General features: G+C 71.9%; 29 protein-coding genes and 1 riboswitch. Of the genes, 11 read left to right on the top strand and 18 right to left on the bottom strand.

Going from position 1 to position 26,604, the window contains the following annotated elements; translation table 11 throughout:
• The first annotated feature begins 11 nt into the window (after positions 1–11).
• Positions 12–1,007 carry a hypothetical protein gene (locus ACZ6QQ_RS02630; protein WP_465873708.1) on the top strand — a complete coding sequence of 332 codons (996 nt, stop codon included), beginning with the start codon at positions 12–14 and terminating at the stop codon, positions 1,005–1,007.
• Positions 1,008–1,036: 29 nt separating this feature from the next.
• On the opposite strand, the gene ACZ6QQ_RS02625 is transcribed toward ACZ6QQ_RS02630, so the two are convergent.
• Positions 1,037–2,254: an outer membrane protein assembly factor BamB family protein gene (locus ACZ6QQ_RS02625; RefSeq protein ID WP_465873707.1), complete on the bottom strand. Its 1,218-nt coding sequence runs from the start codon at positions 2,252–2,254 to the stop codon at positions 1,037–1,039.
• 207 nt (positions 2,255–2,461) lie between these two features.
• On the bottom strand, positions 2,462–2,968 hold the full coding sequence (locus tag ACZ6QQ_RS02620) for an SRPBCC family protein (RefSeq protein WP_465873705.1): 507 nt from the start codon (positions 2,966–2,968) through the stop codon (positions 2,462–2,464).
• A gap of 139 nt (positions 2,969–3,107) precedes the next feature.
• Positions 3,108–3,308, top strand: a riboswitch (cobalamin riboswitch).
• Between the two features lie 33 nt (positions 3,309–3,341).
• On the opposite strand from ACZ6QQ_RS02620, the gene bluB reads away from it, so the two are divergent.
• Complete coding sequence (gene bluB / locus ACZ6QQ_RS02615) at positions 3,342–3,974, top strand: 5,6-dimethylbenzimidazole synthase (RefSeq protein WP_465873704.1); 633 nt, start codon at positions 3,342–3,344, stop codon at positions 3,972–3,974.
• Between the two features lie 376 nt (positions 3,975–4,350).
• Here bluB and ACZ6QQ_RS02610 read toward each other — a convergent pair whose 3' ends face one another.
• Together ACZ6QQ_RS02610 and ACZ6QQ_RS02605 are read right to left on the bottom strand one after the other, a co-directional pair.
• On the bottom strand, positions 4,351–4,551 hold the full coding sequence (locus ACZ6QQ_RS02610) for a DUF397 domain-containing protein (protein ID WP_465873702.1): 201 nt from the start codon (positions 4,549–4,551) through the stop codon (positions 4,351–4,353).
• A complete protein-coding gene (locus ACZ6QQ_RS02605; RefSeq protein WP_465873701.1) occupies positions 4,548–5,486 on the bottom strand; it encodes a helix-turn-helix domain-containing protein in 939 nt (312 codons plus the stop codon). Before ACZ6QQ_RS02605 ends, ACZ6QQ_RS02610 begins: the two co-directional genes overlap by 4 nt.
• A 338-nt stretch (positions 5,487–5,824) precedes the next feature.
• Here ACZ6QQ_RS02605 and ACZ6QQ_RS02600 point away from each other — a divergent pair, with 338 nt between their 5' ends.
• Together ACZ6QQ_RS02600 and ACZ6QQ_RS02595 are read left to right on the top strand one after the other, a co-directional pair.
• Positions 5,825–6,241, top strand: coding sequence for a hypothetical protein (locus ACZ6QQ_RS02600; RefSeq protein WP_465873700.1), 417 nt, complete (start codon positions 5,825–5,827; stop codon positions 6,239–6,241).
• Complete coding sequence (locus ACZ6QQ_RS02595) at positions 6,238–6,441, top strand: hypothetical protein (RefSeq protein WP_465873699.1); 204 nt, start codon at positions 6,238–6,240, stop codon at positions 6,439–6,441. Before ACZ6QQ_RS02600 ends, ACZ6QQ_RS02595 begins: the two co-directional genes overlap by 4 nt.
• Positions 6,442–6,546: 105 nt before the next feature.
• On the opposite strand, the gene ACZ6QQ_RS02590 is transcribed toward ACZ6QQ_RS02595, so the two are convergent.
• The 3 genes from ACZ6QQ_RS02590 to ACZ6QQ_RS02580 form a co-directional block, all read right to left on the bottom strand.
• Positions 6,547–6,750, bottom strand: a complete 204-nt coding sequence (locus tag ACZ6QQ_RS02590) for a DUF397 domain-containing protein (protein ID WP_465873698.1) — start codon at positions 6,748–6,750, stop codon at positions 6,547–6,549.
• A 268-nt stretch (positions 6,751–7,018) separates the two neighbouring features.
• Positions 7,019–8,221 carry a fumarylacetoacetase gene (fahA, locus tag ACZ6QQ_RS02585; RefSeq protein ID WP_465873697.1) on the bottom strand — a complete coding sequence of 401 codons (1,203 nt, stop codon included), beginning with the start codon at positions 8,219–8,221 and terminating at the stop codon, positions 7,019–7,021.
• Complete coding sequence (locus tag ACZ6QQ_RS02580) at positions 8,218–9,210, bottom strand: hypothetical protein (protein WP_465873696.1); 993 nt, start codon at positions 9,208–9,210, stop codon at positions 8,218–8,220. Before ACZ6QQ_RS02580 ends, fahA begins: the two co-directional genes overlap by 4 nt.
• A gap of 95 nt (positions 9,211–9,305) precedes the next feature.
• Here ACZ6QQ_RS02580 and ACZ6QQ_RS02575 point away from each other — a divergent pair, with 95 nt between their 5' ends.
• A complete protein-coding gene (locus tag ACZ6QQ_RS02575; protein ID WP_465873694.1) occupies positions 9,306–10,475 on the top strand; it encodes a homogentisate 1,2-dioxygenase in 1,170 nt (389 codons plus the stop codon).
• A gap of 113 nt (positions 10,476–10,588) precedes the next feature.
• Here the strand turns inward: ACZ6QQ_RS02575 and ACZ6QQ_RS02570 are convergent, their stop codons facing one another.
• The 4 genes from ACZ6QQ_RS02570 to ACZ6QQ_RS02555 form a co-directional block, all read right to left on the bottom strand.
• Positions 10,589–11,656, bottom strand: a complete 1,068-nt coding sequence (locus tag ACZ6QQ_RS02570; RefSeq protein WP_465873692.1) for a tetratricopeptide repeat protein — start codon at positions 11,654–11,656, stop codon at positions 10,589–10,591.
• Between the two features lie 105 nt (positions 11,657–11,761).
• The gene (gene ispF, locus ACZ6QQ_RS02565) at positions 11,762–12,235 is read right to left on the bottom strand and encodes a 2-C-methyl-D-erythritol 2,4-cyclodiphosphate synthase (protein WP_465873691.1); all 474 of its coding nucleotides are present in this window, start codon (positions 12,233–12,235) and stop codon (positions 11,762–11,764) included.
• Positions 12,236–12,270: 35 nt separating this feature from the next.
• Positions 12,271–12,981, bottom strand: a complete 711-nt coding sequence (ispD, locus tag ACZ6QQ_RS02560; protein WP_465873689.1) for a 2-C-methyl-D-erythritol 4-phosphate cytidylyltransferase — start codon at positions 12,979–12,981, stop codon at positions 12,271–12,273.
• Between the two features lie 64 nt (positions 12,982–13,045).
• Positions 13,046–13,531 carry a CarD family transcriptional regulator gene (locus ACZ6QQ_RS02555; protein WP_121157498.1) on the bottom strand — a complete coding sequence of 162 codons (486 nt, stop codon included), beginning with the start codon at positions 13,529–13,531 and terminating at the stop codon, positions 13,046–13,048.
• A gap of 327 nt (positions 13,532–13,858) precedes the next feature.
• On the opposite strand from ACZ6QQ_RS02555, the gene ACZ6QQ_RS02550 reads away from it, so the two are divergent.
• Positions 13,859–14,605: a hypothetical protein gene (locus ACZ6QQ_RS02550; protein ID WP_465873687.1), complete on the top strand. Its 747-nt coding sequence runs from the start codon at positions 13,859–13,861 to the stop codon at positions 14,603–14,605.
• Between the two features lie 84 nt (positions 14,606–14,689).
• Here the strand turns inward: ACZ6QQ_RS02550 and ACZ6QQ_RS02545 are convergent, their stop codons facing one another.
• The 4 genes from ACZ6QQ_RS02545 to ACZ6QQ_RS02530 all read right to left on the bottom strand — a co-directional run bounded on the left by ACZ6QQ_RS02545 (position 14,690) and on the right by ACZ6QQ_RS02530 (position 18,366).
• Positions 14,690–15,289 carry a hypothetical protein gene (locus ACZ6QQ_RS02545; protein ID WP_465873685.1) on the bottom strand — a complete coding sequence of 200 codons (600 nt, stop codon included), beginning with the start codon at positions 15,287–15,289 and terminating at the stop codon, positions 14,690–14,692.
• Positions 15,283–16,362 carry a type III polyketide synthase gene (locus ACZ6QQ_RS02540; protein ID WP_465873684.1) on the bottom strand — a complete coding sequence of 360 codons (1,080 nt, stop codon included), beginning with the start codon at positions 16,360–16,362 and terminating at the stop codon, positions 15,283–15,285. Before ACZ6QQ_RS02540 ends, ACZ6QQ_RS02545 begins: the two co-directional genes overlap by 7 nt.
• Positions 16,356–17,525 carry an acyl-CoA dehydrogenase family protein gene (locus ACZ6QQ_RS02535; protein WP_465873682.1) on the bottom strand — a complete coding sequence of 390 codons (1,170 nt, stop codon included), beginning with the start codon at positions 17,523–17,525 and terminating at the stop codon, positions 16,356–16,358. The genes ACZ6QQ_RS02540 and ACZ6QQ_RS02535 overlap by 7 nt, the downstream gene beginning before the upstream one ends.
• 70 nt (positions 17,526–17,595) lie before the next feature.
• Positions 17,596–18,366, bottom strand: a complete 771-nt coding sequence (locus ACZ6QQ_RS02530) for a methyltransferase domain-containing protein (RefSeq protein WP_465873680.1) — start codon at positions 18,364–18,366, stop codon at positions 17,596–17,598.
• A 20-nt stretch (positions 18,367–18,386) separates the two neighbouring features.
• Here ACZ6QQ_RS02530 and ACZ6QQ_RS02525 point away from each other — a divergent pair, with 20 nt between their 5' ends.
• The 4 genes from ACZ6QQ_RS02525 (at position 18,387) to disA (ending at position 23,059) form a co-directional block, all read left to right on the top strand.
• On the top strand, positions 18,387–19,274 hold the full coding sequence (locus ACZ6QQ_RS02525) for a UbiA family prenyltransferase (protein WP_465873679.1): 888 nt from the start codon (positions 18,387–18,389) through the stop codon (positions 19,272–19,274).
• Positions 19,275–19,415: 141 nt separating this feature from the next.
• Positions 19,416–20,150 carry a hypothetical protein gene (locus ACZ6QQ_RS02520; protein WP_465873677.1) on the top strand — a complete coding sequence of 245 codons (735 nt, stop codon included), beginning with the start codon at positions 19,416–19,418 and terminating at the stop codon, positions 20,148–20,150.
• Between the two features lie 118 nt (positions 20,151–20,268).
• Positions 20,269–21,711, top strand: coding sequence for a DNA repair protein RadA (gene radA, locus ACZ6QQ_RS02515; protein ID WP_465873676.1), 1,443 nt, complete (start codon positions 20,269–20,271; stop codon positions 21,709–21,711).
• 163 nt (positions 21,712–21,874) lie between these two features.
• Positions 21,875–23,059, top strand: a complete 1,185-nt coding sequence (gene disA / locus ACZ6QQ_RS02510) for a DNA integrity scanning diadenylate cyclase DisA (protein ID WP_465873675.1) — start codon at positions 21,875–21,877, stop codon at positions 23,057–23,059.
• 54 nt (positions 23,060–23,113) lie between these two features.
• Here disA and ACZ6QQ_RS02505 read toward each other — a convergent pair whose 3' ends face one another.
• The 3 genes from ACZ6QQ_RS02505 to ACZ6QQ_RS02495 all read right to left on the bottom strand — a co-directional run bounded on the left by ACZ6QQ_RS02505 (position 23,114) and on the right by ACZ6QQ_RS02495 (position 25,315).
• Entirely contained in the window at positions 23,114–23,848 is a 735-nt protein-coding gene (locus tag ACZ6QQ_RS02505; protein ID WP_465873673.1) for a hypothetical protein, read from the bottom strand.
• A 142-nt stretch (positions 23,849–23,990) separates the two neighbouring features.
• On the bottom strand, positions 23,991–24,584 hold the full coding sequence (locus tag ACZ6QQ_RS02500; protein ID WP_465873671.1) for a peptide deformylase: 594 nt from the start codon (positions 24,582–24,584) through the stop codon (positions 23,991–23,993).
• Positions 24,585–24,802: 218 nt separating this feature from the next.
• Positions 24,803–25,315, bottom strand: a complete 513-nt coding sequence (locus tag ACZ6QQ_RS02495) for a glycine cleavage system transcriptional repressor (protein ID WP_465873669.1) — start codon at positions 25,313–25,315, stop codon at positions 24,803–24,805.
• Between the two features lie 187 nt (positions 25,316–25,502).
• Between ACZ6QQ_RS02495 and ACZ6QQ_RS02490 the strand changes: the two genes are divergently transcribed.
• Positions 25,503–26,423, top strand: coding sequence for an HhH-GPD family protein (locus ACZ6QQ_RS02490; protein ID WP_465873668.1), 921 nt, complete (start codon positions 25,503–25,505; stop codon positions 26,421–26,423).
• Positions 26,424–26,604: the final 181 nt, after the last annotated feature.

Raw genomic sequence — 26,604 nt, 5'->3', positions numbered from 1 at the left:
CGGCACGCCACGTGTCCCTGGCGCTGCTGTGCCTCGCTGGCCTGGGCCTTCCCGCCCAGGCCAGCGCGGCCGAGCCGGACCCCGACCAGGGGAGAATCGGCATCCAGTTGCTGGAGGGGCCGGCCGACCGCCGCGCGGACCCACGCGCCCGGCGCTACATCGTGGACCACCTGCCGCCGGGCACCATCGTCAAGCGGCAGATGTTGGTGGCGAACAACACCGACGAACGGCAGAAGATCGAGCTCTACCCGGCCGCCGCGACGGTGGCGGACGCCCGGTTCCGGTTCGGTGAGGGACGCACGGCCAACGAACTGTCCTCCTGGATCTCGCTCGACCGCGAGACGGTGGAGCTGGAGCCGCACGGTGAGGCCCGCTTCCGAGCCACCATCGCCGTTCCGCCGAAGGCATCCAGGGGCGAACGGTACGCGGTGATCTGGGCCGCGATCTCCTCGGCGACCGATCCCGGTGCCAACGTCAACAAGATCCACAGGGTCGGCGTCAGAACTTATCTCGACATCGGCGTCGGTGGCGAGCCGCCGTCCGGTTTCAGTATCAACGAGATGATCCCGGCCCGGGACACCCTCGGCGTGCCCTCGGTACGCATCGCCGTGCGGAACACCGGCGAGCGCGCCCTGGACCTGACCGGCTCGGTAACTCTCTCCGACGGCCCCGCCGGCATGCGGGCCGGCCCGTTCGACGTGGTCGATGGGACAACGCTGGCACCGGGCGAGTCCGGGATGTTACTCGCGACTCTCCCCCGCGAGATACCCAACGGCCCCTGGCAGATCGACGTCGACCTGGAAAGCGGCCTGGTCAAACAGAGTGCGTCCGGAAGGATCACCTTCCCGGATCCGGGCGAGGTCGGCAAGCCGAGCTCGCCGCTGAGTCGCTTCGCCTCACCATGGATCCTGGCCGCTGCGGCACTCGCGGTGGGACTGATCCTGGTCGTCGGACTGACGTTCCTGATCCGCCGCTCGCGACGTCGCCGGGTCAAGGTACCGGTCTAGCCCGACCCGTACCCGGCCGTCAGCGCCAGTCAGCTGGCGGCCAGGATCACCGGCTGTGGCGCCGCGTAGAACTGCGCGTCGTCCGCATCCGAGGGCGCCGCCTGCGCCAGCCGCTCCACCGCGACGAAGCCGTTCGCGGCGTACACGAAACCGGGTCGCCAGGGCACGACCTCGTCGCCCGCGACGAGCGGAAAGCTCGACTTCTGTGCCCCGGTCATCGCATCCAGGGTGATCAACTCGTGGGCGTCGGTGAGCAGGTGCACCAACCCCGGCTGTAGGGCGACGATCCGCACCGGCGCCGGCCCGGTCCGCCGCCACAGCTCGGTCCCGGACCGGACCGAACGGGCCACCAGCTCGTTGCCGCTCGGGGTCAGCGCCACATCGCCGTCGAGCACCGCCTCGGCCGGGTCGAGCACCGGCACCGGCACCGGTTCGCCCCGGTCCAGCAGCCAACCACGGCTGTTGCCGGCGCTGGTCGTACGCATGGCCGAGCAGTTCGAACCGCCGTTGCCACAGCCGACCGGGACCAACCCCAACTCGGGTCCGGCGTCCTCCGGCCGCCACCGGTTGACCAGCCGACCGGTCTGGACGTCGTGGAACTCCGCCACCTGGGGAGCCGCGCAGGCGTCGACGGTGACGAGTTGACCGGCGGTGGTGGTGAGCGCACCGGCCCGGCAGGAACCGTCGATGTCGACCCGCCACAACTCGTGCCCGTCGGCCAGGTCGAGACCGCGCAGCCCGGATCCGCCGATCACCACCAGTACGGCCCGTCCGCTGCTCCCGGTCGCCGGAATCAGCCCGGCCGGGGTGTAGTTCGTGCCGGCTCCGGTGCGCCGCCCGTCGTACCCGTGTCCGGGGGGTGGGCCGTCGGCCCGCCACCTGATCCGGCCGGTACGGGCGTCCAGCGCGACCAGGTCGCCATCCGACCAGCGGCTGACCACGGTCGTCCCGACCGCCACGACGCCGATCAGCTCGGCCGGCCAGCGCCGGTACGACCAGTACGGGGTACGCCGGGTCCGGGCGTCGACCGGCTCGTCGGCGCGCACCTGGCGGGTGGTGGCGTAGATCCGCAGCCGACCGTCGACGATCAGCGGAGCGGAGGCGAGCGTGCCGACCACCCCGATCGCCGGGCGCACCGGAGCGGGATAACCGGTACGGGCGGTGGTGAGCACCTCGGTCGGAGCGAGCACCCGGTACGCGATCACCGCGACCGACGCCACGACCAGCACGGCCGCGATCACGATCACGGCCGGCCGGCGCCGACCCCACCTCCGGCCCCGCGATCGCATCCAGCACCTCCGCCGGGCACCCTACCGAGCCATGCCGGACCGATGCCTGTCAGGTCAGTCGGCAACGCCCCGTCCCGTGTCTCGGCGCCCCGTCCCGTGTCTCGGCCGACGGCGGTAGCCGCTGGGCGGCGCCTCCGGGGACGGGGCTGTGGCGGCCGGTCCCGATCAGGCCGCGGCGGCCGGGTCGCCCCGGTGGTCGCCGTCGGGCGAGGTAACCACGGCGGCCAGGTCGGCCAGGTCACGACGGAGCGCTCCCTCGACGGTACGAGCGGCCAGCCCGCCGAACACCAGCGCGAGCAGGCGCGCGTACGGCGCCGTCACGGCGCCCTCCTGGACCACGCTGACCGCGGTCCAGCCACGCCGACGGCGCCGCCCCTCGACCGGTGTGAAGGAGTACACGGTCCGGTAGTCGACGCCGACGCCGGACGAGCTGACCGTGAGCCGGTGCGGCGGACTCGCCTCGTCCACCCGGAACTCCTCGATCAGCTCGGTGCCGTCCGGCAGGCGGTGACTCTCCCGCCAGACCGTGCCGACCCGCATCGGGCCGGTGGTCAGCACCTCGATCCCGTTGATCGTCGAGAGCCAGTCGGACCGGCCGGGCAGGTCGGTGAAGACCTGCCACAGTTCCTCGGCGGACGCCTGCACGAGCCGGGTCACCGCTACCGTCGCCATCGCACCTCCCCAACCTCCACCGTACGGCGGGTGACCGACCATCCACGCGAACATTCGCGGAAGGCGACGAGAACGTGACGCGAGTGACGCCGGGAACCTGTCCTCGCCGTCCGCCGAGCCGGTGGCGCTAGGGTTCGTCCTGGCACAAACGTTGCGAGGTGCCCCGCGCGAGCGGGGAGAATCGGGAAGCCGGTGTGAATCCGGCACGGGCCCGCCGCGGTGACCGGGGAGCTGCCACCCACGCGTACGAGACGCGGCCACTGGCCCGAACAGGGCTGGGAAGGCGGGTGACCAGCGCAGATCCGGGAGTCCGAAGACCGGCCTCGCTGTCACCTGCCCCGTTCTCGGGGCACGAGCGCAGCGGGAGCCTGCCTTGGACACGGATCTTTACGAGGTCATCCACCGTCGCCGGGACGTACGCGGCCAGTTCACTGGAGCACCGATCGCCGACGAGGTGTTGGAGCGGGTACTGACGGCGGCGCACGCCGCGCCGAGCGTCGGGCTCTCCCAGCCGTGGGACTTCGTCCTGGTCCGGGATCCGGACCTGCGGCGGGAGTTCCACCGGCACGTGGAGCGGGAGCGGGACAGCTTCGCGGCCACCCTGGAGGGTGAGGCCGCGCGGCGGTTCGCCGGGATCAAAATCGACGGCGTACGCGAGTCGACCCTGTCGATCGTCGTCACGTACGACCCGGAGCGGGGTGGCCCGTCGGTGCTCGGCCGGCACGCGATCGCCGACGCCGGGCTCTACTCGGTCTGCCTGGCGATCCAGAACCTCTGGCTGGCGGCGAGTGCCGAACAGCTCGGGGTCGGCTGGGTCTCCTTCTACCGGGAGACGTTCCTGCGTGACCTGCTCGGCATCCCGGCCACCATCCGCCCGGTCGCCTGGCTCTGCCTGGGCCCGGTGACCCACTTCGAGCAGACGCCCGACCTGGAACGACACGGCTGGCGCCAACGCCGCCCCCTGTCGGCGGCGCTGCACCACGACCGCTGGCACCCGTCGGCCTGAACCTCTCCGTCGGGAACCGGTCGGCAGGGGCGAGCCGCCCTGCGGGCCGAGGTCGCCGCCCTGGAACAGCTCACCGCATCCGTACCGCCACCGACCCCGGCACGACCAGCTCAGACTCAGACTCGACCGATCCGGGGCGACCGTGAGCTGCCTGACCGCGCCGGGACTCTCACAGCGCGATTGGCAAAGTTTGCCTAAAAACCCCGGTTTGCCTGCGACAGCTAAACGTGGGTTTTTAGGCAAACTTTTACTGTCCGCAGACGCCCCACCTCGGCGCCGAAGCGCACGGACAGACCATGATCGACGCCCGCTGAGCTGTTCTGTTGACCGCCCCCACAACAGGTGAGCGCGCGTGGATCATGTGTTCACCCAGCCGTCAGCGACGGAAGGCACCTGACTTCGCCCCACCGACGAACGCCATCCAACCCGCCGACTCCACCACCAGCACCGGCCCAGCCACATCCTTCGAATCACGCACCCCGACAACCCCCACCAGGTTGTCCGCCACCTCAACGCACTGACCTTGATCATTCGAGCGACTGCTCTTGCGCCAGCGGGCTCCTGAAAGACTGCTCACGACTCATACTCCTTCGCCGCGCGCACGAACTCATCGCGCGATGCGGCCTCGTTCAGTGCTGACGCGGTGATGTCCTCGAAGGCAAGGGCGTACCGCGCGGTCTCGGCTGGCTTGTCCAGGTAGAGAGCACCGGTCAGGCCCTCCACGTAGATTGTCGTGGGTTCCTGGCGCTTCGGAAAGTCCATGATGGTAAATCCACCGACCATGGTGCCTCCGTGGATGCCGGCGCTGAACGGCAGCAGGCGGATGGATACGTTGGGCAGCTCGCTTGCCTCGGCCAGGCGCCGCAGCTGCCGGGCCATGATCTGCCCATCCCCGACGGGCCGACGAATGACCGCCTCGTCGAGCATCACGTCGAATACCGGCGCTTGCGGGTCGAGCCTGGTCAGCAGGCGGGCCCTGCTCATCCGCACCGCGACGCGCCGCTCAATCTCATCGGGTGACAACCCCAGCACGCTTCTCTTGAACACCGCTGTGGCGTACTCCCTGGTTTGCAGGACGCCGGAGACGAGATCGGTGTGGTACTCGCGGAGCTTGCTCGCGGCCTCTTCGAGACCGATGAACAGCTCGAACCAGGGCGGGATGTCCGCGTAGTCGTGCCACCAGCCCTTGGACTTGGTGTGCGGGGCGATGGCGGTGAGGGCGGTGGTGGTCTGCTCGTCGGCGCCGTACAGGTCGCACATGGCCTTGACGTCGACCGTACGGGCGGGCAGCTCGCCGCTCTCGAAGCGCCACAGCTTCGTCACCGACCACTCCAGCGCACGGGCGGCGTCCACCTGCGGCATACGCGCCTCGTGTTCGCGGAGCCGGCGCAGCTCCCGGCCGAGCTGTCGACGCGGGACGGTCGACCCGACAACGGACTCCGGCATGATGCTCCCCCCGGCCTGTGCATCGTCCACTCGTCCGGTCGTGCTGTCGGCAAAGACGATGCGCACTCGCCCGATGTCGGGCCTCGGCTATTCGTACCTATCTCTACCACATCCCCTGGTGACCATTGCGTCACCGAAACGGATCGAGGAAGCTTCGGGTTGTTCGAATAATCATCCGAAAAACGCCCGAACCGGGCGCGATTCGCCGTGCCCGACCACGGACGGGCAGGTCTGGAGGGTGTCATGCGCACAGCCGTGGCCGGTCAGTCCGATCCCGAGGATCCGGACGAAGAACAAGAGCCTTCCCCGTACGACAACCGGTCCGACCATCATGACGACAGGGAGAACCGCACCGGCGGTCGTACCGGGGTCAACCGGGGACCCGGCTGGCCGAGGCGGCGGATATGAGCATTCTTTCCCGCTACCTCTGGCCGGAGATCGTCCGCTTGGCACACAACGTCGTCACCGCGCACCGCGACGGGAAGATGTGCGAACGGTGTGCGGAGCCCGGCGACTGCCACCGCCTCCGGGGCGCGCTGATCGAGATCGGCACCTTCGACCCGCCACCCGGTACGCCGATCCGCCTCCTGCCCGGCCAGTGGTCACACTGCACGGGCCGCCATCCCGGCGAAACCGTCGACCTGCACGTCGCCAAGGTGCACATTGATCGGGCGCACCCGAACCACGAGGAGGTCTGGGTCACCGGGCACCTGCCGGAGTGTTCGTGGCAGTCCACCGAGCGGCATCCGCCGTGTGTCGAGATCCTCGTCCGAGCGGACGCGCTGTTAGAGCAGGCGAGCGCACGGGTACGGGCCCGATGAGCCGCAACCTGGAGCCGATCACTACGGCAACCCTGCAACTGTCGGCGGACCTGACGATCCGGCAGCACGAGCCCGGCGGCAACATCTGGAATCCGGGCACCTGCTGGCAGTGCACTCCCGCCGGCTGCCCCCAACTCACCTGGGCGTACGAGGTGCGCGACGGTGGCGCGGCGGCTTGCCCCGTACCGGTGAGTTCTTGATTTTGTCCGGCCCGGCGGCAACCGGTGCCGGACGCACATGGGCGGCCCCGACCGATCACGGATGGGGCGGGGCCGCCCGAAACCTAGCTCTGACGGTGGTCTGTATCAGCCGTCGAAGGCGCCGGATCGTGCCGCACCGATGAACGTGGACCAGTCGACCGGGCTGAATGCCAGCACCGGGCCGCTGATGTCCTTCGAGTCACGCACACCCACCACGTCGGCCACGTTGTCGGCCACCTCGACGCACCAGCCCTGGTCGTTCGAACGGGTGCTCTTCCGCCACGTCGCACGCGCGAGATCAAGCTGCATGTTCTACCCCTTTGGTCGCGGTTTATGCACATTCATGTGCATTCGCCGGTATTCTCGCACAGCGCAGCGTGAATCGTGCGTCACCGACTGCAACATGCCCGAGCGTGGCGACACGTCCGCGCACACACTGTGCGACTCGCCCGTCAGCCCGCGACCAGGACTACTCCACAGTCGATAGACCGCTCCACCACAATCGGAAGCGCCCGATGATCACGAAGACTTCGGCCGGCTGTAGCGAGCCGAAGTCTCCGTGATCACGAAGCGCGGATCAGCGGGCGGGGGTGATGGTGCCGGTCACCTCGCCCAGGGCGAGAGGGCGGCCGTTGGGGCCGGGGGCGGTGGCGGAGATGGTGACGGTGTCGCCGTCTTCGAGGAAGGTGCGGGTGGTTCCGTCGGAGAGAGTGAGCGGCTCGGTGCCGCCCCAGCTCAACTCCAGGAACGAGCCGACCTGGTCACGCCGGTGCCCGGAGACGGTGCCGGAGGCATAGAGGTCGCCCGCGCGTACGGAGGCGCCGTTGACGGTCAGGTGGGCCAACTGCTGGGCCGGGGTCCAGTACATGCCGGCGAACGGCGGCTCGCTCACCCGGCTGCCGTTCCAGTCGACCGCCAACCGCAGGTCGAGACCGAGATGCGGGTCGTCGCGCAGGTAGTCGAGGACCGGCGGGTCCTGCTCGGCCGCCGGCACCCAGGCGTGCGCCAGCGCGTCCAGCGGCACCACCCAGGGCGAGATCGAGGTCGCGAACGACTTGCCCAGGAACGGGCCGAGCGGCCGGTACTCCCAGTTCTGCAGGTCCCGCGCCGACCAGTCGTTGAGCAGCACCACCCCGAAGACGTACGCCCGGAAGTCCTCGACCGGCACCCGGTCACCGAGCGCCGACGGCAGCCCCACCACGAAGCCGACCTCGGCCTCGATGTCGAGCCGGATCGACGGGCCGTAGACCGGACCGTCCGGAGTGGAGCGCTGCCCGCACGGGCGGACGATCGGCGTACCGGAGACGACGACGGTGCCGGCCCTGCCGTGGTAGCCGATCGGCAGGTGTTTCCAGTTCGGCAGCAGCGGCGGCCCACCCGGGCGGAAGATCTGGCCGACGTTCGACGCGTGCTGCTCGGAGGAGTAGAAGTCGACGTAGTCGCCGACCTCGAACGGCAGCACCATGCTCACCTCGGTCAGCGGGACCAGCAGCGGGGTCACCGCCGCCCGGTGCGCCGGCTCGGTGAGCAGTTCGACGATCCGCTGCCGGACGGTGGCCCACTGGGCGTGCCCGAGCGCCATGAACTCGTTGAGCGACGGCTCGCGCAGCGCACCGCCGGCCAGGATCAGCCCGGCCGCCTCCGCGCCGTCGAGGTCGAGGACGAACTCCGCGATCCGTACGCCGATCCGCCGCGCCCCCTCGTCGCCCCGGACGAACACCCCGTACGGCAGGTTGTGCACGTCGTACGGCGAACCCGCCGCGCCCTCGACCCAGCTCACTCGGTCTCCCCGTGGTTCATCAGCCCCAGTTGGGCCAGGTCGGTCAGTGGTTCGTCGATACTGCACGAGCCGAAGCCGCGCCAGAGTGGCCGGGGCCGGTCGCGCCGGATCCGGGCCGGCTCGACCAGGCGCAGCGGGTCGCCGCTGGCGAGCAGTTCGGCGATCCCGGCCACCTCGGTGTCCTCGGCTGCGGCAGCGGTAGCCACCAGGACGTTGACGAAGCCGTGATGGGTGAAGCCGGTCTCCGGGTCGGTGTGCCGCAGCGCGTGGTGCAGCCCGGCGGTGAGCTTGAACGGCAGGTCCCGGTCCCGGCAGGCGCGGATCACGGCGGCCAGTTCGACCGGGCTGGGGAAGAGTTCGGCGGCGAGCCCGCCGGTGCGGAACTTCGCCGCGATCGGGGTGCCGGCGGCCCGTGCCGCCGCGATCTCGTCCAGGGCGGCGAGCAGCCCCCAGGTGAGCGGCACCTCGGCATAGAACTCGGGCCCCGCCGAGTCCGGCCCCGTTGGATCCGGCCCCGTTGGATCCGGCCCCGTTGGATCCGGCCCCGTTGGATCCGGCCCCGTTGGATCCGGCCCCGTTGGATCAGGCGCCGTCGGATCAGGTGCCGTCGGATCAGGTGCCGGCAGGTCGGCCCGGACGGCGAGCAGGTCGGTCAGGCCGGGGAGCGGGTCCTCGCCGCGTTTCGCGACCGCCACCTCGATCTGCCGGACCACCAGTCGGGGATCGGCCGCCGCCAGCAGGGCGGGCAGCCGGCCGATCGGCACGTCCCCGATGACACCGACCTCGATCCGCTCACCCGGCCCCAGCAGCGCGGGCAGGTGGGTCAGGGCCGAGGCGGGGACGAGCAGCGGGCCGACGAGGTCGGCGTACCAGGTGGTCCGGTGCGTTCGGTGGGCGGCGAGGGCATCGGCCAGCGACGCGCTGCCGGGCGGGAAGACGGCCGCGTCGTCGACCAGGCCGGCGAAGAGCCGGGGCACCTGCGTTGACACGAACAGAGAACTTACGGGACGCTACGACTAACGGACAACAGCGTCCGATTATCGGACACCATCGGCCGCTGAATGGGACAAATGCGGAGGTCAAAGTGCCTTACTACCGCAGCGTCGGTGAGCTGCCCCGTAAACGCCACACCCAGTTCCGCCAACCCGACGGCAGCCTCTACTCCGAGGAGCTGATGGGCCAGGAGGGCTTCTCCTCCGACTCGTCGCTGCTCTACCACCGTTACCCGCCGACCGCGATCGTGGACGCGCAGGAGTTCACCCCGACCGCCTGGTCCCGGCTGCCGAACCTGCCGCTCAAGCCCCGCCACCTGCGTACGCACAAGCTCGACGCGGGCGGCGCGGACCCGGTACTGGGCCGGCAGCACCTGCTCGCCAACGATGATGTGCGCATCTCGTACGTGGTCGCCGACCGCCCCTCACCGCTCTACCGCAACGCCATCGGCGACGAGTGCCTGTACGTCGAGTCCGGTGCCGCCCGGATCGAGTCGACCTTCGGCGTGCTCGGGGTGACCGCCGGCGACTACGTGATCATCCCGACCTCGGTGATCCACCGGATCGTGCCGATCGCCCCCGTTCCGCTGCGCCTGCTCACCGTCGAGGCGACCGGGCACATCGGCCCGCCGAAGCGGTACCTCTCCGCGCGGGGCCAGTTCCTGGAGCACTCCCCCTACTGCGAACGCGACGTACGCGGCCCCGCCGAACCGTTCCTGGTCGACGGGGAGGACGTCGAGGTGTACGTCCAACACCGCCGCGGCTGGACCCGGTACGTCTACGCCAATCACCCGTTCGACGTGGTCGGCTGGGACGGGCACCTCTACCCGTGGGCGTTCTCCATCCACGACTTCGAGCCGATCACCGGCCGGGTGCACCAGCCGCCGCCGGTGCACCAGACCTTCCAGGGGCCCAACTTCGTCATCTGCTCGTTCGTCCCGCGCAAGGTGGACTACCACCCGCTGGCGATCCCGGTGCCGTACAACCACCACAACACCGACTCCGACGAGATGCTCTTCTACACCGGCGGCAACTACGAGGCCCGGCGCGGCTCCGGCATCGAGCAGGGTTCGATCTCGCTGCACCCGGCCGGTTTCACCCACGGCCCGCAGCCCGGTGCGGCGGAACGGTCGATCGGGGTCGACTACTTCGACGAGCTCGCCGTCATGGTCGACACGTTCCGCCCGCTCGACCTCTGCGAACCCGGCCTGAGCGTGGAGGACCCCGGTTACGCCTGGACCTGGGCCCGCCGCACGACCTGACCCCGGTCAACCGAGATCGCACCGTCCCGAGATCCGCACTCTTCCACGGAAAGCGTGCCTGTCCGCGCGGGAGTGGGCACGCTTTCTCTGAAAGAGTGCGGAGCGGGGCGGGGTCAGCTCGGGGCGGGGCCGTAGCGGCGCAGGACGGCCAGTTCGGCCACTGACGCGGCGGCGATCGCCAGGACCAGCGGCCACGGCGAGCCGACCAGGGCATAGAGCAGGATCAGTACGGGCGCGGCCAGGGCGGCGTACACCGCCAGGGCCAACGTCCGGTCCCGGGGCAGCAGCTCGGGCAGGATGGTGCGGACCAGGCCGGGCACCGCCGAGGCGAACCGCCACAGCAGCACCCCGCCACCGATCGCCAGCAGCGCCGCCCAGACCCGCGAGGTGGGACCGCTCCCGGCAGCCATGAACGCGACCAGCACCGCCGCCACGATCGAGTAGCCGGCGCCGTACATGACCAGGCGGAGCAGGCTCTCGCCAACCGAGTGGACGCTGTTCGTGCGGATCGGGGTGACCGCGACGGTCGCCGCGACCTGCTCCAGCGCCCACACGTAACGGCGCCGCTCCAGCCGACTCTGCCCCACGTCGTCGCGGGCTTCGGCGAGCGACGGATCGAGTTCCAGCGCCTCCCGGTAGGCCCGCTCGGCCAGGTCGAACAGGTCCAGTCGGGCGGCGACCATGCCGAGCACCAAGTGCGCCTGCGCCTCGCGCGGGGCCAACTCGACCCCACGCCAGGCCGCGTTCAGCGCCGGCTGGCCGTTGCGGGCGTCGGCCAGGATCCCGGCGGCGCTGCGCTGGGCGTACGCGTCCGCCGGTCCCCGGCGCAGGAGTTCGTCGGCGACCTCGGCGGCCTCCTTGAACCGGCGCTGGTCGACCAGGGCCAGCCCTCGGGCGACCAGCGGGGGCGCCCAGTCGGGTGCGGCACCGGGGATGGCTGCGGTCGCGGTCGACACGGCGATCGCGGTGTCGGCGGCGGTCAGTGCCTCCTCCGGGCGCTCCGCCGCCAACTGCACCCGGGCGAGCATGGTCCAGGCTTGCACGCTGGCCTGGTCGAGGGTGATGGCGAAGCCCAGTTCGGCCACGGCGTCGTCGTAGCGGCCGAGTTCGGCCATCAGGTCGGCCCGCTGAAGGTAGTCGTCGGCGGAGGCGTGCTGTTCGGGTACGGCGTCGCTGGACACCGTTCGAGCCTAGACGGACCGGACGAACGAGGGCCGGCGGCCATGGATGGGCAGGACTGTCACCGGGGCCGGATCGAGGGTGTCACCGTCGCCGGTTCCGGGGTGTCAGCGAGCGTGGATCAGGGCCACCGCGAGTCCGGCCAGCCCCTCGGCCCGGCCGGTCAGCCCGAGGCCGTCGGTGGTGGTGCCGGAGACCGTCACCGGGGCGCCGACCGCGTCGGAGAGCACCCGCTGCGCCTCGTCGCGTCGGGGCCCGATCTTCGGCCGTACGCCGATCACCTGGATCGACACGTTGCCGATCTCGAATCCGGCGGCCCGGACCCGGCGGGCGGTCTCGGAGAGCAGGACCACCCCGGCCGCGCCGGCCCACTCCGGCCGGTCGGTGCCGAAGTTGGCGCCGAGGTCGCCGAGCCCGGCGGCGGAGAGCAGCGCGTCGCAGGCGGCGTGCGCGGCGACGTCACCGTCGGAGTGTCCGGCCAGCCCGTCGACGCCGGGCCAGTGCAGGCCGGCGACCCAGCAGGCCCGGCCAGCTTCGAAGGCGTGTACGTCGGTGCCGATGCCGACCCGGGGAACGATCACCGGGACAGGGTACCGAGCGGACGGCTCGACACCGGTCAGGCGGTGTCTGGTCCCGGCTGGCTCTGCAACAGGTGCTCGGCCAGGGCCAGGTCGAACGGCTGAGTGATCTTCATCGCGTACGGCGATCCGGGCACGCAGGTCACCTGTACGCCCTGCTTCTCCACCAACCCGGCGTCGTCGGTGAGCGAGTCGACGGCGACGGCGTGCGCGGCGGCCAGCACCGCCCGGCGGAAGCCCTGCGGGGTCTGCACGGAGCGCAGGACGGACCGGTCGACGGTGCCGAGCACCATCCCGTCGACGGAGACCTCCTTGACCGTGTCGATCACCGGCAGTACCGGGATCGCGGCGTCGTGCCCGGCCCGGATCGTCGCGGCGACCGACTCGACCAGCACCGGCGGGAGCAGTGCCCGCGCGGCGTCGTGCACCAGCACGATCTCCGGGCCGTCCGGTACGGCGGCCAGCGCGGCGGCGACCGACGCCTGCCGGGTCAGTCCACCGACCACCACGGTCAGTTCGGCGACCGGGGCGAGCAACAGCCGCACCGCCTCGACCTCGGCCGGCGGCGCCGCCACCACGATCGTGTGTACGGAGGGAGCGGCGGCGATCCGGCGCACCGCGTGCACCAGCAGCGGCTCCCCGGCGAGCAGCCGGAGGGCCTTCGGCGCACCGGGCCCGAGTCGTACGCCCGCACCCGCCGCAGGAACGAGGACCGCGACGTCACCGCGCGGATTGAGCTGCGCGGTCACGTCGCGGTCCTCGTTTCTGTGCGATCCGTGGGTGGGATTGCGGCGGATCATCCCAACCCGGGTGTTACGCCTCGGTGAGCACCTTGTCGAGAAGGTTCTCGGCTTCGTCCTTGGTGCTCTTCTCGGCGAGCGCGACCTCGCCGACCAGGATGTCGCGGGCCTTGGCGAGCATCCGCTTCTCGCCCGCCGACAGGCCCCGCTCCCGCTCCCGGCGCCAGAGGTCACGAACAACCTCAGCCACCTTAAGGGGGTTTCCGGAGGCCAGCTTTTCCAGATTCGCCTTGTAACGCCGCGACCAGTTGGTCGGCTCCTCGGTGTGAGGGGCGCGGAGGACATCGAAGACCTTGCCCAGGCCCTCTTCGCCGACCACTTCGCGGACGCCGACGATCTCGGCATTCTCAGCGGGCACCCGGACCGTCAGGTCACCCTGCGCGACCCTGAGGACGAGGTACTGCTTTGGCTCGCCCTTGATGACCCGAGTCTCGATTGCCTCGATGAGTGCGGCCCCGTGGTGGGGGTAAACAACGGTCTCGCCGACACTGAAAACCATAGGTTCGAAACCCCTTTCGCTGTGTCTAGGGTAACACGCTCAGGCACTGATGTCCCACCTCAGTCCTGACCATTAGCGCAGCTCAGAGGCCCTGTGAGAGGTCTTTCTTCCGCTTGACAGGCCGCCGATCCACGAGTTCCACCACGCTGCGTAACCTCCGGATCACCGGCCGGCGAGCCTAGTCGGAAGAATCGGATGTAGGGCGTTCCGGTGGTTCAATCATATCTCTCCCCCTTAGGGGGCGCCGGAGACTAGCGGTACGGGCCCCGGTACGGGACGCTGGACGAGGAGCCCGATCCATTATCACGTGACCGGCCAGGGGGCACGATGGGCACGCCGGGAAACAGCGAAGGTTGGCCGGAGTTCGGCGGCCAACCGGACGGCCTGCCCGACCTGCCGCCGGGCTGGGGCCCGATCGTCATCCCCGACGACCCGGCCGAACTCGCCGCCGAGGCAGCCCTCGTCCGCCGCGAGCTGCGCCAGCAGGCCCGGCGCTCGACCTGGCGCCGACGGCTCGGCCTCGGCCGTACCAGCGGTCTCTCCGCCGTACGACTCACCCTGCTGATCATGCCGCTGGCACTGATCGCCGCCCTCGGCAGCCTGTTCGCGGTGGCCTGGCCCGGCCAGCAGCGCCAACCCGCGGCTCCGCGCGCCAGCACCGGCGGCAGCCCCGGACGTACGCTGCCCGCGCTCGACCTGGTCGACTCTGACGCCGCCCCGGTCGCCCTGCGCGGACTGCTCCCGGCGGTGATCCTGCTGACCGACGGTTGCGCCTGCGCCGAACAGGTGACCGCCGCCGCTGCGGCCGCACCCGCCGGGGTGACCGTGATCGTGGTGACCAGCGGCCGGTCCCGACCCAGCCCACTGCCGAGCCCGGCACCGGTGGTCGGCGCACCGGTACGCGCACTGGCCGACCCGGCCGCCGAACTACGCGGTCTCGTCCAGGTCGAACCCCGGCCCGATGCCGCCACCGCCGTGCTGGTCGACCGCGCGGGCTCGATCGTCCGGATCCTGCCCGCCCTGGCCTCACCCGCCGACTACCAGCCCGACCTGCCCGCGCTCACCCGACGGTGAGCCCACTCCGACGGCACCTCCCTGCCCGGAACAGGTCACACCAGGACGGGTCGACCGGGACGGCACCGGTCGGTACGGCGCTGATCAGGACAGGGCCAGCAACTGGATCGCCACCTCGACCGGCCCCGACTGCGGGCGGGCCCGGGACACCTGGATAACCATCCGGGTGCCGGCCGTGGTCACCATCCTGCTGGTGAACCCGTCGCCACAGACCAGCGCATTCTCGGTCGGACCCGTACGGTCGCCGTCCACCCGGATGGTCAACTCCCCGTACCCGGCGCAGACGTACTGCAACAGGTAACGCCCACCGGACTCCACCTGGACCGGCCAGTCGGTGGTGGTCCCCTCGTGCACCGCGAACAGGTCCCGCCGCACTGTCCCGGGAAACTCCGGCAGCGACCCACCGGCGTCGGGCAGCAACAGCCGGGCCCCCGGCTCCACCCGGTACACGTCGAACGACGGCTCCGGCGCAGCGACCGGTGGCGCGACCCTCGGCGCGGCGACCGGCGCCGGCGACTCCGGCTCCGCCGCCACCCACCACCAGCCGCCGGCCGCCAGCACCACCGCCGTACCGACGGCCAGCAGGACACCGACGTCCCGATCAGCCCCGGCCGGGTCGGGGCGGTCACCGGTCGACCCGGCGCGGCTCGGCCGGGCGCGGTTCGGCGCGGCACGGCTCAGCACGGCGGGACGAATTCGAGCAGGGTCGCGTACAGGGTCAGGCCGGGGCCGAACGCGAGCATGACCACCCGACGCGGCGGCACCGGCCTGGACCGCAACCGGTCCAGGATCAGCAGCACCGTCGGCGACGAGCAGTTGCCGTGGTCGGCCAGGGTCGCCCGGGAGTCGGCCAACGCCTCCGGCGGCAGGCCCAGCTCGTGCTCCACCACGTTCAGGATCCGGGGACCGCCCGGATGCACCGCCCAGCCGTCCACCTCGTCGATGCCCAGCCCGTGCCGGGCCAACAGGTCGTCCACCAGGCCGCGTACGTGCATCGCGAGGACCTGCGGCACCCGGGGGGACAGGCCCATCCGGAACCCGGTGTCGGTGACGTCCCAGGTCATGTGGTCCGCCGTCGAGGTGTCCGTCACCGCGACGACCTCGCGGACCGCGTACCCGGGGCGGCCGGCCGGGGTGAGCACCGCGGCCACCGCGGCGTCCGAGAAGAGCGCGTGCGAAACGATCTGCTGGGTGTCCACCCGCGCCGACGACGGCTGGATGTGCAGGCTGGTCAACTCGGCGCAGAGCAACAACGCCGGTCGGCCACGGGCGGCGACGAAATCACTCACCGTGCCGAGTCCGGGCAGCGCCGCGTAACAGCCCATGTGCCCGATGAAGACCCGCTGGGTCGCGGCCGACATGCCCATGTCCCGCGCCAGCAGGATGTCCAGCCCCGGTGTGGCGTACCCGGTGCAGGAACAGACCGCGAACAGGCCCACGTCACCGGCGGAGAGCCCGGCGCCGGTCAGCGCCCGGCCGACCGCCTCCTTACCCAGCGGCAACGCCTCCACCAGGTAGCGCCGCATCCGCCGCTCGGTCGGCCAGGCCGAAACGTCCTCCAGCAGCGGGTTGACCGCCGCCTGCCGGGTCACCACGCCCGAGTTCGCGAAGATCCGCTCGGCCAGGGCACGGGTCGTACCTTCGAAGTGTTTCGAGAAGAAACCGGCCCACAGGTCGGTCTGTGCCGCGCGGGGCGGCAGTGCGACACCCAGGCCGGCGATCACCGGCAGCTCCCCCGTACCGCCCGCGCTCACCATCGGGGGGCCGACCCGTCCCGGTCCGGGTCCCCACCGATCGCCGCGACGCCGAGCCAGTCGGCGCAGACGTCCGAGGTCGCCGGGTGCAGCGATCCGCAGCGCGCGTCCCGGTACAACCGCTCCAGCGGGTGGCCCCGCCGGGTCGCCGACGTACCGGCGGCCTCCAGCATGGACGCGGCCACCTCCGCCGCCGTCGTCCCGGCGAGCAGCTTGGCCCGCCACACCCAGCGGTTGGTCTCCGCGTCACCGGGCTCGGAGTCCACCCGGCGGGCCGCCTCGGCCACCACCAGCCGGGCCGCGGCCACCGCCGCGTCGGCCCGCCCGATCCGGGCCCGGATCGCCGGCAGCTCACCCAGGTTGCGGGCGTTGACGTGCGCGACCGCGGCATCGATCGCCGCCTGGGCCACCCCCACGTAGACCGCGGCGTAGCTCGCCACCAGCCAGTGCGGCATCAACTGCGCCACCACCAGGGCCAGCCCCTCCACCCCGCCGAGCAGGCGGTCCGTTGGCACCGTCACGTCCAGGTGCAGGTCGTGCGAGGCGGTCGCGCGCATGCCGAGCGAGTCCCAGGTCGGCTCGACCCGCAGCCCGTCCGCCGACGCGGGCACGAGGAACTGCGACACCACCGACTGGTCGGCCACGCTCCGGGCCGCCACCAGGTACGCGTCCGCGTGCCCCGCACCGGAGCAGAACGTCTTCGCGCCCTTGATGTGAAAACCGCCGTCAACCGGCTCGTACACCGTGGAAAGCTGGGACAGCCGGGCACCGGCACCCCGTTCGCTCATCGCCACGCCGTACCAGGCGCCGGCCGCCGCCTCGGCCAGCAACCGGTCCCGCGCCGCCAGCGCCTCGTCCGGTAGGCCCAGCGCCTCGGCCAACTCCTCGGTCACCGCACCGAGCGCACCGGTGACGGAGGCGTGCATGTTGAACACCAGCGCGGTCGCACCGTTGCCCCGCCCGAGTTCGGTGGCGACGCCGGCGTACTCGGCGAAGCGGGCACCGAAGCCGCCCAGGTTCGCCGGCACCATCAGCCCGAACAGGCCCGCATCCCGGAGGTCCACGAAATCCTCAACGGGAAACGTGCCCTCGCGGTCGTGCTCGGCCGCTCGCGCGGCCAACCGTGGCGCCAACCGGCGCGCGGCTCCGAGCGCGTCCACCGCCATACCTGCCCCCTCCTGCACGTCACCCGTACTGCCGGGCCACCCGCCTGCCTACCCGTGCCGCCCTCCACACCTACCCATGCTTCACCCCACGGCCCTGGTAGAGCACCGCCGTCGACCGAGTGGGCACGATCCGAGGTGCTGCCCGACCGCCGGCCACCGGTCCCACCGCCCCGCCACCACTCGACTGGTGGACCAGCCAGCGCAGCAGGCCCGGTACTGCCGGACGGATCCCGCGCAGCCGCAGCACCACCCCGTACCGGGCGCACTCCACCACCAGCGCCCGCGCGTCCACGAACAACCGTGGATCGTGGATCCCGCGCGGCACCCCGCGCACCCGCTCCGCCAGCGTCACCGCCACCAGCCGGCTGATCACCGTGTCGTTCAGCGTGTCCAGCACCAGCGTGCCGCCCGGCCGGAGCACCCGGCACACCTCGGCCACCGCCGCCCGCCAGTCCGGTACGTGCTCCAGCAGCTCACCCGCGGCCACCACGTCCGCGCAGCCGTCGGCCAACGGCAGCGCGGTGGCATCGCCGTTGACCGGCGTGACCCCGTGCCCCGCCGCCTGAGCCAGCGCCGACCTGGTCAGGTCCACCCCGACGTGCCGGTAACCACGATCCGCCACGTGCGGGGCGAGCAGGCCGGCGCCGCAGCCCACGTCCACCAGGAGCGCCCCGGCGCGGGTCGCCACCGGCACCATCTCCGCCCGTGCCCGCGCCAGCCAGTGCAGCATCGCGAAGACACCATCCGGCCGCCACCACTCGTCGGCCAGATCGTCGTACTGTCGTGGATCATTACGCGGCCGGACCGGAAACCCGGCGCGCGCCGTCTCGACGTCGCCCACCTCAGGGATCCTCACTCGCCATGGCGTTGAGCCTGGCACGACTCGCCGGTAACGAACAGACTTCTTCTATGTCGCGAATGGTGTTAGGGCTGGTCCGGGCGAGTCACCCGGAGCCGGCAGCCGCCGTCACCGGGGTGTCGGCACTCCTTGCCTGGGGGGTCGGCCACCGGCCCGGCGGCGTCGCGACGGTGGCGGTGACCGTACTGGCGACGCAGCTGGCGGTCGGCTGGCTCAACGACCGGCTCGACGCCGACCGCGACACCGCCGTCGGCCGCACCGACAAACCACTGACCGACGGGACGCTCGACCGTCGCCTGGTCCTGGTGTGCGGGCTCGCCGCCGCGCTCGCCGCCCCGGCACTGGCCCTGCTGCTCAACCCGTCCGCCACGATCGCGATCAGCGTGGCGTTGATCTCCGCACTGCTCTACAACTGGCCGCTCAAGTCCACTCCGGTCTCCGTGCTGCCGTACGCGGTCTCGTTCGGAACACTGCCGGCCTTCGTCGTACTCGCCCTACCGGGCTCGCCCGCCCCGCCCGGCTGGCTGGTCGCGGCGGGAGCGCTGCTCGGCGCGGGCGCGCACTTCGCGAACGTACTGCCGGATCTCGACGACGACGCCCGGACCGGGGTGCGGGGCCTGCCGCACCGGATCGGCCCGGCCGGGTCGCGGGTGGCCGCCGCCGTACTGCTGCTCGCCGCGACCGCGATGCTCGTCTTCGGTCCGTCCGGGCCGCCGTCGTGGGCCGGGCTCGCGGCCATCGCCGCCGCCGCCGTGGTCCTTCCGCTCGGCTGGTACGCCGGCCGCTCGGCCGGTCGACGGGGCAACCGGGCCGTCGGCGTGTTCCGGGCGGTGCTGGTGGTGGCCGTGATCGACGTGGTGCTCCTGGTCGCCAGCGGACGGGTGGTGTGAGCGGGCCGTCCCCTGTTGGCGGGTTAACCGGGTCGGCGTACGGGACGGCACGACCCCCCACTACCCTGGAGCCCGGTCTGCGCGGGTATGGCCACCGCGCCCGGTGTCAGCTGGGCGTGGATCGCAACGAGGAGGACCGACGTGACGCGCTCGATCAGGCGACCCCGGCGGGCGGCGCTGCTGCTGGGCGGTGCGGCAACCGCTGCCGCCCTGCTGCTCTCCGGTTGCGGGACGGGCCAGATCGCCGAGACGGCGGCCATGCGGCCGACCGTCTCCGGGGTGAACACCCAGACGGACGACGACGCCTTCAAGCTGCGCAACCTCGCGGTCGTCTACAAGGACACCAAGGGCTACCCGGCCGGTTCCGACGCGCCGCTCGAGGTCTCCATCTACAACGACTCGATGAAGCCGGTGACGGTCACCGTCACCACCACCAGTGCCCAGGCCGTGGTGCTCGGCGGAAAGCTGGCCCCGAGCCCGCAGCCGAGCGCGTCGCCGCCGGCTTCCGCTCCCGCTTCGCCGTCCGGTTCCCCGTCCGGCTCGCCGAGCGTGACCCCGTCCGGCTCGCCGAGCGTGACCCCGTCCGGCGGCGCAAGCGGCTCGCCGGAGCCGACCACCGCCGCGACCAGCCAGCCGCCGAGCAACCAGCCTGCGAAGATCGAGATCCCGGCGCACGAATTCGTCGTGCTCAACCCGACCACCGGCAGCTTCCTCCAGCTCGCCGGGCTCAACGAGACGCTGCGGCCGGGACAGTCGGTCGAGCTCGTCTTCGACTTCGGCGGCCAGCAGATCCGGACCCCGGCTCCGGTCGCGATCCCGTTGACCGCCCCTCCGGCGGCCACCCCGGTGGTCGGTGGCGAGGGCCACGAGGGCTGAGCCTCCGGGGCTCCGAGGTCGGCGCACCGCCGGCACATCGCAAGATCATCGAACCGGGTCGGCGTGGCAGTGGCCACGACCGGCCCGTTTCGTCGTACGGATTGGCTAACGTCGCGGGGTGACCCCGCCCCCCGCTCCCCGCGCGACCCCCACGCGTGCCCGAGCCACGACCCGTGAACCCCGGCCCGCCTACCAGTGCGACGCCTGCGGGCACCAGCCACCGAAATGGGTCGGCCGGTGCCCCGAGTGCGGCGAGTGGGGCGCGGTCATCGAGACGGTGGTCAGCGGCCCCACGGTGGGCGGCCGGGTGGTCAGCTCCCGCATGCCGGGCGAGCCGGCCCGGCCGATCGCGACCATCAGCGCCGCTCCGGCGAAGGCCCGACCGACCGGCATCGGCGAACTGGACCGGGTGCTCGGCGGCGGCCTGGTGCCCGGCGCGGTGGTGCTGCTCGCCGGTGAGCCCGGCGTCGGCAAGTCGACCCTCCTGCTCGACGTGGCCCAGCAGTGGGCCGCCGTCGCCGGCAGCCCGTCGCTCGTGGTCAGCGGTGAGGAGTCGGTCAGCCAGGTCCGGCTGCGGGCCGAACGGATGGGCACCCTGCACGAGCAGCTCTACCTGGCCGCCGAGAACGACCTCGGCGCGGTGCTCGGCCACCTCGACGCGGTCAAGCCCGGCCTGCTGGTGCTCGACTCGGTGCAGACCATCGCCACCCAGACCAGCGACGGGGTGCCCGGCGGGGTGACCCAGGTCCGGGCGGTCACCGCCGCCCTGGTGTCGGTCGCCAAGGAGCGCGGCGTGGCGGTCGTACTGGTGGGGCACGTCACCAAGGACGGCCAGGTCGCCGGCCCCCGGGTGCTGGAACACCTGGTCGACGTGGTGCTGCACTTCGAGGGCGACAAGCACTCCTCGCTGCGGATGGTGCGCGGGGTGAAGAACCGGTTCGGCGCCGCCGACGAGGTCGGCTGCTTCGAGATGCACGAGGGCGGGATCAGCAGTCTCGCCGACCCGTCCGGGCTGTTCCTCACCCGCTACACGGAGCCGGTGCCCGGCACCTGCGTCACGGTGGCGATGGAGGGGCGCCGGGCCCTGCTCACCGAGGTCCAGGCACTGATCGGGGCGACCGTCGCCGGCTCGCCCCGGCGGACGGTCTCCGGGCTCGACTCGGCCCGGCTGGCCATGGTCCTCGCCGTCCTGCAACGCCGTACGGAGCGGCTCACCCTGCACGACCGGGAGGTCTTCGCCGCCACCGTCGGCGGAATCCGGGTGGTCGAACCAGCCGCCGACCTGGCCGTCGCGCTCGCCGTCGCGTCCGGTGGCCTCAACCTCGCCATCGCACCGAACCTGGTGGCGATCGGGGAGGTCGGCCTGACCGGCGAGGTCCGCCGGGTCGGTGCCGTGCCCCGGCGACTGGCCGAGGCCGCCCGGCTGGGCTTCCGCTTCGCCCTGGTGCCGCAGGGCTGCGGACCGGAATCGACCGGTGTGAGCCAGGAGAACATGCGGGTATTGGAGGTCACCGACGTACGATCGGCCCTGCAACAGGCTGCCCGGGTCTCCGCCGAGTGACCGGAAAGTCCCTGATAGATCCTCGTACGACGAATCTGACCGACACCCGGATGGTCTGCGCCGAGCCCGGCGCCGGCCCGATCGCGGCGAAGGGAACGGACGCAGTGCCACATCACAGTAACCGCGGCAGCACCGAGTGCACGCCGATCCGTAGACTGTCCGGGTGCCAACCGACCGCGACGCGAGCAGAAGCGCTGGCGCGAGTGCCCCGGCCCGCGGCAGCGCCGTGGGTTCTCTGGCACGCACCATCAGCGCGGGGGTGACCGTGAACGTACCCGGAACCACCGGCGATCCGCTACGCGCCAATCTCGCGCTGATGGCGCCGGGCACCGCCCTGCGCGACGGTTTGGAGCGGATCCTGCGCGGCCGTACCGGCGCGTTGATCGTGCTCGGCTACGACAAGGTCGTCGAGACCCTCTGCACCGGCGGCTTCCCGCTCGACGTCGAGTTCTCCGCGACGCGAGTTCGCGAACTGTGCAAGATGGACGGTGCGGTGGTGCTGTCCAGCGACGGCACCCGGATCGTCCGGGCCGCCGTGCACCTGATGCCCGACCCGTCGATCCCGACCGAGGAGTCCGGCACCCGGCACCGCACCGCCGAACGGGTCGCCCGGCAGACCGGCTACCCGGTCATCTCGGTCAGCCAGTCCATGCGGATCATCAGCCTCTACGTCAACGGCCAGCGGCACGTGCTCGACGACTCGGCCGCGATCCTGTCCCGGGCCAACCAGGCGCTCGCCACCCTGGAGCGCTACAAGCTGCGGCTCGACGAGGTCTCCGGCACCCTGTCGGCGCTGGAGATCGAGGACCTGGTCACCGTACGGGACGCGGTGGCCGTGGTGCAGCGCCTGGAGATGGTGCGCCGGATCGCCGACGAGATCGCCGGCTACGTGGTCGAACTCGGCACCGACGGCCGACTGCTCGCCCTGCAACTGGACGAGCTGATGGCCGGGGTCGACGCCGACCGGACCCTGGTGATCCGCGACTACCTGCCCACCGGGCGCAAGGCGCGGACTCTGGACGAGGCGCTGGTCGAACTCGACCTGCTGACCGCCACCGAGCTGATCGATCTGGTGGCGGTCGCGAAGGCGATCGGCTACCACGGTGCCTCCGACGCGCTGGACGCGGCGGTCAGCCCACGCGGCTTCCGGCTGCTCGCCAAGGTGCCCCGGCTGCCCGGTGCGGTGGTCGACCGGCTGGTCGGTCACTTCGGCAGCCTTCAGCAACTGCTCGGCGCCACCGTCGAGGACCTCCAGGCGGTCGACGGCGTCGGTGACGCGCGCGCCCGTGGCGTACGGGAAGGTCTGTCCCGGCTCGCCGAGGCGTCCATCCTGGAGCGGTACGTCTGACTCGTCAGCCGTCACCCGGCCGGCTCACAGCGGCCGGGTGGGCGGTGACCGGGGTCAACTCGTGACGGTCAGCGCCACCGGGTCGCTGTGCTTGGTGCCGAGCCGCGCGAAGATCTGATACTCGCCGGGCTCCGCGTTGTCTCCCGCCGCCAGGGAGCCGCTGCACTTCGTGTCGCGGTTGCCGTTCCAGTCCGCCTGGAAGGTGTGCTTCACGTTCGGCACCAGCGACACCACGCTGGTGCCCTTCGTCCCGCAGGTGTCCGACGACCAGACCCGCTCCGCACCGCGCTTGATGAAGAGTTCCTGGAGATCGGCCCCCAGATCACGGCTGCACGTACGGTTCGAGGTGTTCGTGACTTCGAGTCGCAGCCCGACCGTGCCACCCTGCTTGATCGACTTTGCCAACGGCACCGGCACGACCGAGATCTCGTCGTCGGTGCACGAGCCGGCGGCCGGCGGCACCACGTCCGGCACGGTCCCGGCCGGCGGGGCCACCGGATCTCCGGCCGGCGGCTGCGGGTCCGCGACGGCCGGTCCGACATCCGCCGGCTGCTCCTCCGCCCCCTCGGAGGCCGGCGCACCGGTCTCCGGGGTCAGCACCGGCGAACTGGGCTGCCCCTCGGCCGGTGTGGTCGGCGTCGGCGTGGGCTTCGCCGCGTTCGGATCGGACTTACCCTGCCCGGTGAAGGACCAGAGCACGACGATGAGGAAGAGCAGAGCCACGCCGAGCACGACGGCTCGACGCCGCCAATAGACGGCGGGTGACAGGGGGCCAACCGTCAAACGCATGATGCGTTCACCGTATCCGGGCGCACTCGGCGGACTCCCGCGACGCGCCGGGGTTCGCGGGTACGGAATCCCCGATCCGAGCCCCCGCAGACCCGCTGCGGGCGTCCGGAAACCCGTACGGGGCAAGCCAATCCGGTGTCGATCACAGGTAGACCTTGCGTTGGTACACAGCGTGGGCACCGGCCACCCGGTCCAGGAAGAGCAGACCGGCACAGTGGTCGATCTCGTGCTGCAACGCCCGCGCCTCGAAGCCGTCCGCGACCAACCGGACCAGCTCACCGGTGCCGGGCAGTTCACCGGTCACCACGAGCCGACTGGCCCGCTTCACGTCACCGGTCAGGTCCGGCACCGACATACAGCCCTCCCGGCCCGGCCGCCACCGGCTCGCCTCGACCACCGTCGCGTTGCACAACACGAACGTCCCGTGCACGGTCACCGCCTTCGGATGTCCGGTCACGTCGACCGCGAACACCCGTACCCCGATCCCGATCTGCGGCGCCGCCAGCCCGACGCAGCCGGGTGCGGCGCGCATGGTGGCGATCAGGTCGGCGGCGAGTTGGACCACCTCGTCGGCGGTCGGGTCGACATCGACACCGCCCCGGCTCAGCACCGGGTCCGGCGCGGAAACCACCGGCCGTACCCGCCCCACCGGGCCGAGCAGCTCCGGCCTCCAGCCCCCCAGCCCAACATCCCCGCCGGCCTCTGCGGGCCCCTGCCCGGCGTCCCCGCCAGCCACCTCGGGACTCTGCCCGACCTTCCCGCCAGCGACCTCGGGCGTTTGCCCGGCGTCCCCGCCAGCGGCCTTGTGACTCGGCCCGGCAGCCCGATCGGCCACCACCGGCGTCTGTCCGGCTCGGCCCACGCCACCACCCGACCCGGCCGGAGTCGGGTCACCCGACCCGTTCCGTTGTCGATCGTCGGTGGGCCCCGGCTCGACGAGGGCGTCGTCGGCGCTCACAGCAGGTCCGAGTCGGCTCGTCGCAGGGTCACCTCAACGTCCAGGCCCGCGGCCACCTCGGTCAGCGCGACGCCGAGCGGGTCGGCGGTACCCGGCGGCAGATCCACCTCGGCCACGATCAGGTAGAGCGGCCCGGTGAGCCGGGTGGTCAGGTCGGTGACGTTGCCGCCGTACTCGGCCAGGACCCGGGTGACCGTGGCGACGATGCCGAGACGGTCGGCACCGTGGACCGCGAGCACGTACGGCTCGCCGGCCGGTGGCTGTTCCCCGTCCGCGCGCACCGCCCGTACGGTGGCCAGCAGTTGACCGTCGGCGCCCAGCGGGAGCAGCGCGGACTCGACCTCGTCGGCGCTGGGGCCGACACAGATCAGCGTCATCGCGAAGTGCCCGCGCAACCGGGTCATCGTCGAGTCGGTCAGATTGGCACCGAGCCGGGCGAGCGCCTCTGCCACATCGGCCACGATGCCGGGCCGGTCATGACCGATGACGGTGATCGCGAGCTGGCTCATCCGGGCATTCTGCCCGATCGGCGCCCGCCTTTCGCCTCGGGACGGCCCACCGGTCCACGCTGCGGGACAGCCACCACACCGCCGGGCACCGATCCACGGCGCGCCACCGCACGTCGGGATGTGCGGACGACGACGCCGACGGCGGTCCGCTGTCGCGGCGCCGGTGGCCGTGACAGGATCGGGCGCGATGTCCGAACCATCCCTCGCCACCGTGGCCATCCGGTGGTACGACGAGAACGCGCGTGACCTGCCGTGGCGAGAGCCCGACGTGACCGCCTGGGCGGTGCTGGTCAGCGAGGTCATGCTGCAGCAGACCCCGGTCGTACGGGTCCTACCCGCCTGGCGTGCGTGGCTGGCCCGCTGGCCGGGGCCGGCCGAACTGGCCGCCGACCCGCCAGGCGAGGCGATCAGGATGTGGGGGCGGCTCGGTTACCCCCGTCGGGCGCTCCGGCTGCGCGACTGTGCGGTGGCACTGGTCGAACGGCACGGCGGCGAAGTGCCGACCGACCTGACTGCCCTGCTCTCCCTGCCCGGTATCGGTGACTACACGGCACGGGCGGTGCTCGCGTTCGCGTACGGGCAGCGGCATCCGGTGGTGGACACGAACGTACGCCGGTTGGTGGCTCGGGCGGTGGCCGGTGCCGCGGATGCCGGCCCGGCGACCCGCCCCTCGGACCTGGTCGCCACGGCGGAACTGCTGCCGGTGGAGCCGGCCAGGGCGGCTCGGGCCAGCGCGGCGTTCATGGAGCTCGGGGCGTTGATCTGCACCGCCCGTGCTCCCCGGTGTGTGGACTGCCCGCTCGCCGACCGGTGCGCCTGGCTGGCCTCGGGCGCACCGCCGCCGACCGGCCCGACCCGCCGCCCCCAGGGCTACGCCGGCACCGACCGTCAGGTACGCGGCCTTCTGCTGGCGGTGCTCCGGGACGCGACCGCCCCTGTACCCCTCGCCCAGCTCGACCTCGTCTGGCCCGACGACGCCCAACGCACCCGCGCCCTGGCCACCCTCGTCGAAGACGGCCTGGTAACCCGTCTCCCCAACACCACCTACACCCTCCCCACCCACCCCCTCCCGCCCCTCCCCCCGCCACCCCTCCCCGCGTCGATCTAGGGCAAATACGTGCTTGTTGATCTCTAACCACACGTATTTGCCCTAGATCGACGGTGGGGGGGTGGCGGGTGGGGGTGGGGGGCGTGAAGCGGGGGGGGGGGGGGGGGGGGGGGGGGGGGGGGGGGGGGGGGGGGGGGGGGGGGGGGGGGGGGGTTGTTTTGCCCCTCCCCTCCCGCTCTTG

Source organism: Micromonospora sp. NPDC049529 (genome assembly GCF_055586685.1).
The sequence above is the reverse complement of the archived record's forward strand: the minus strand, read 5'-3'. Positions and strand labels throughout refer to the sequence as shown.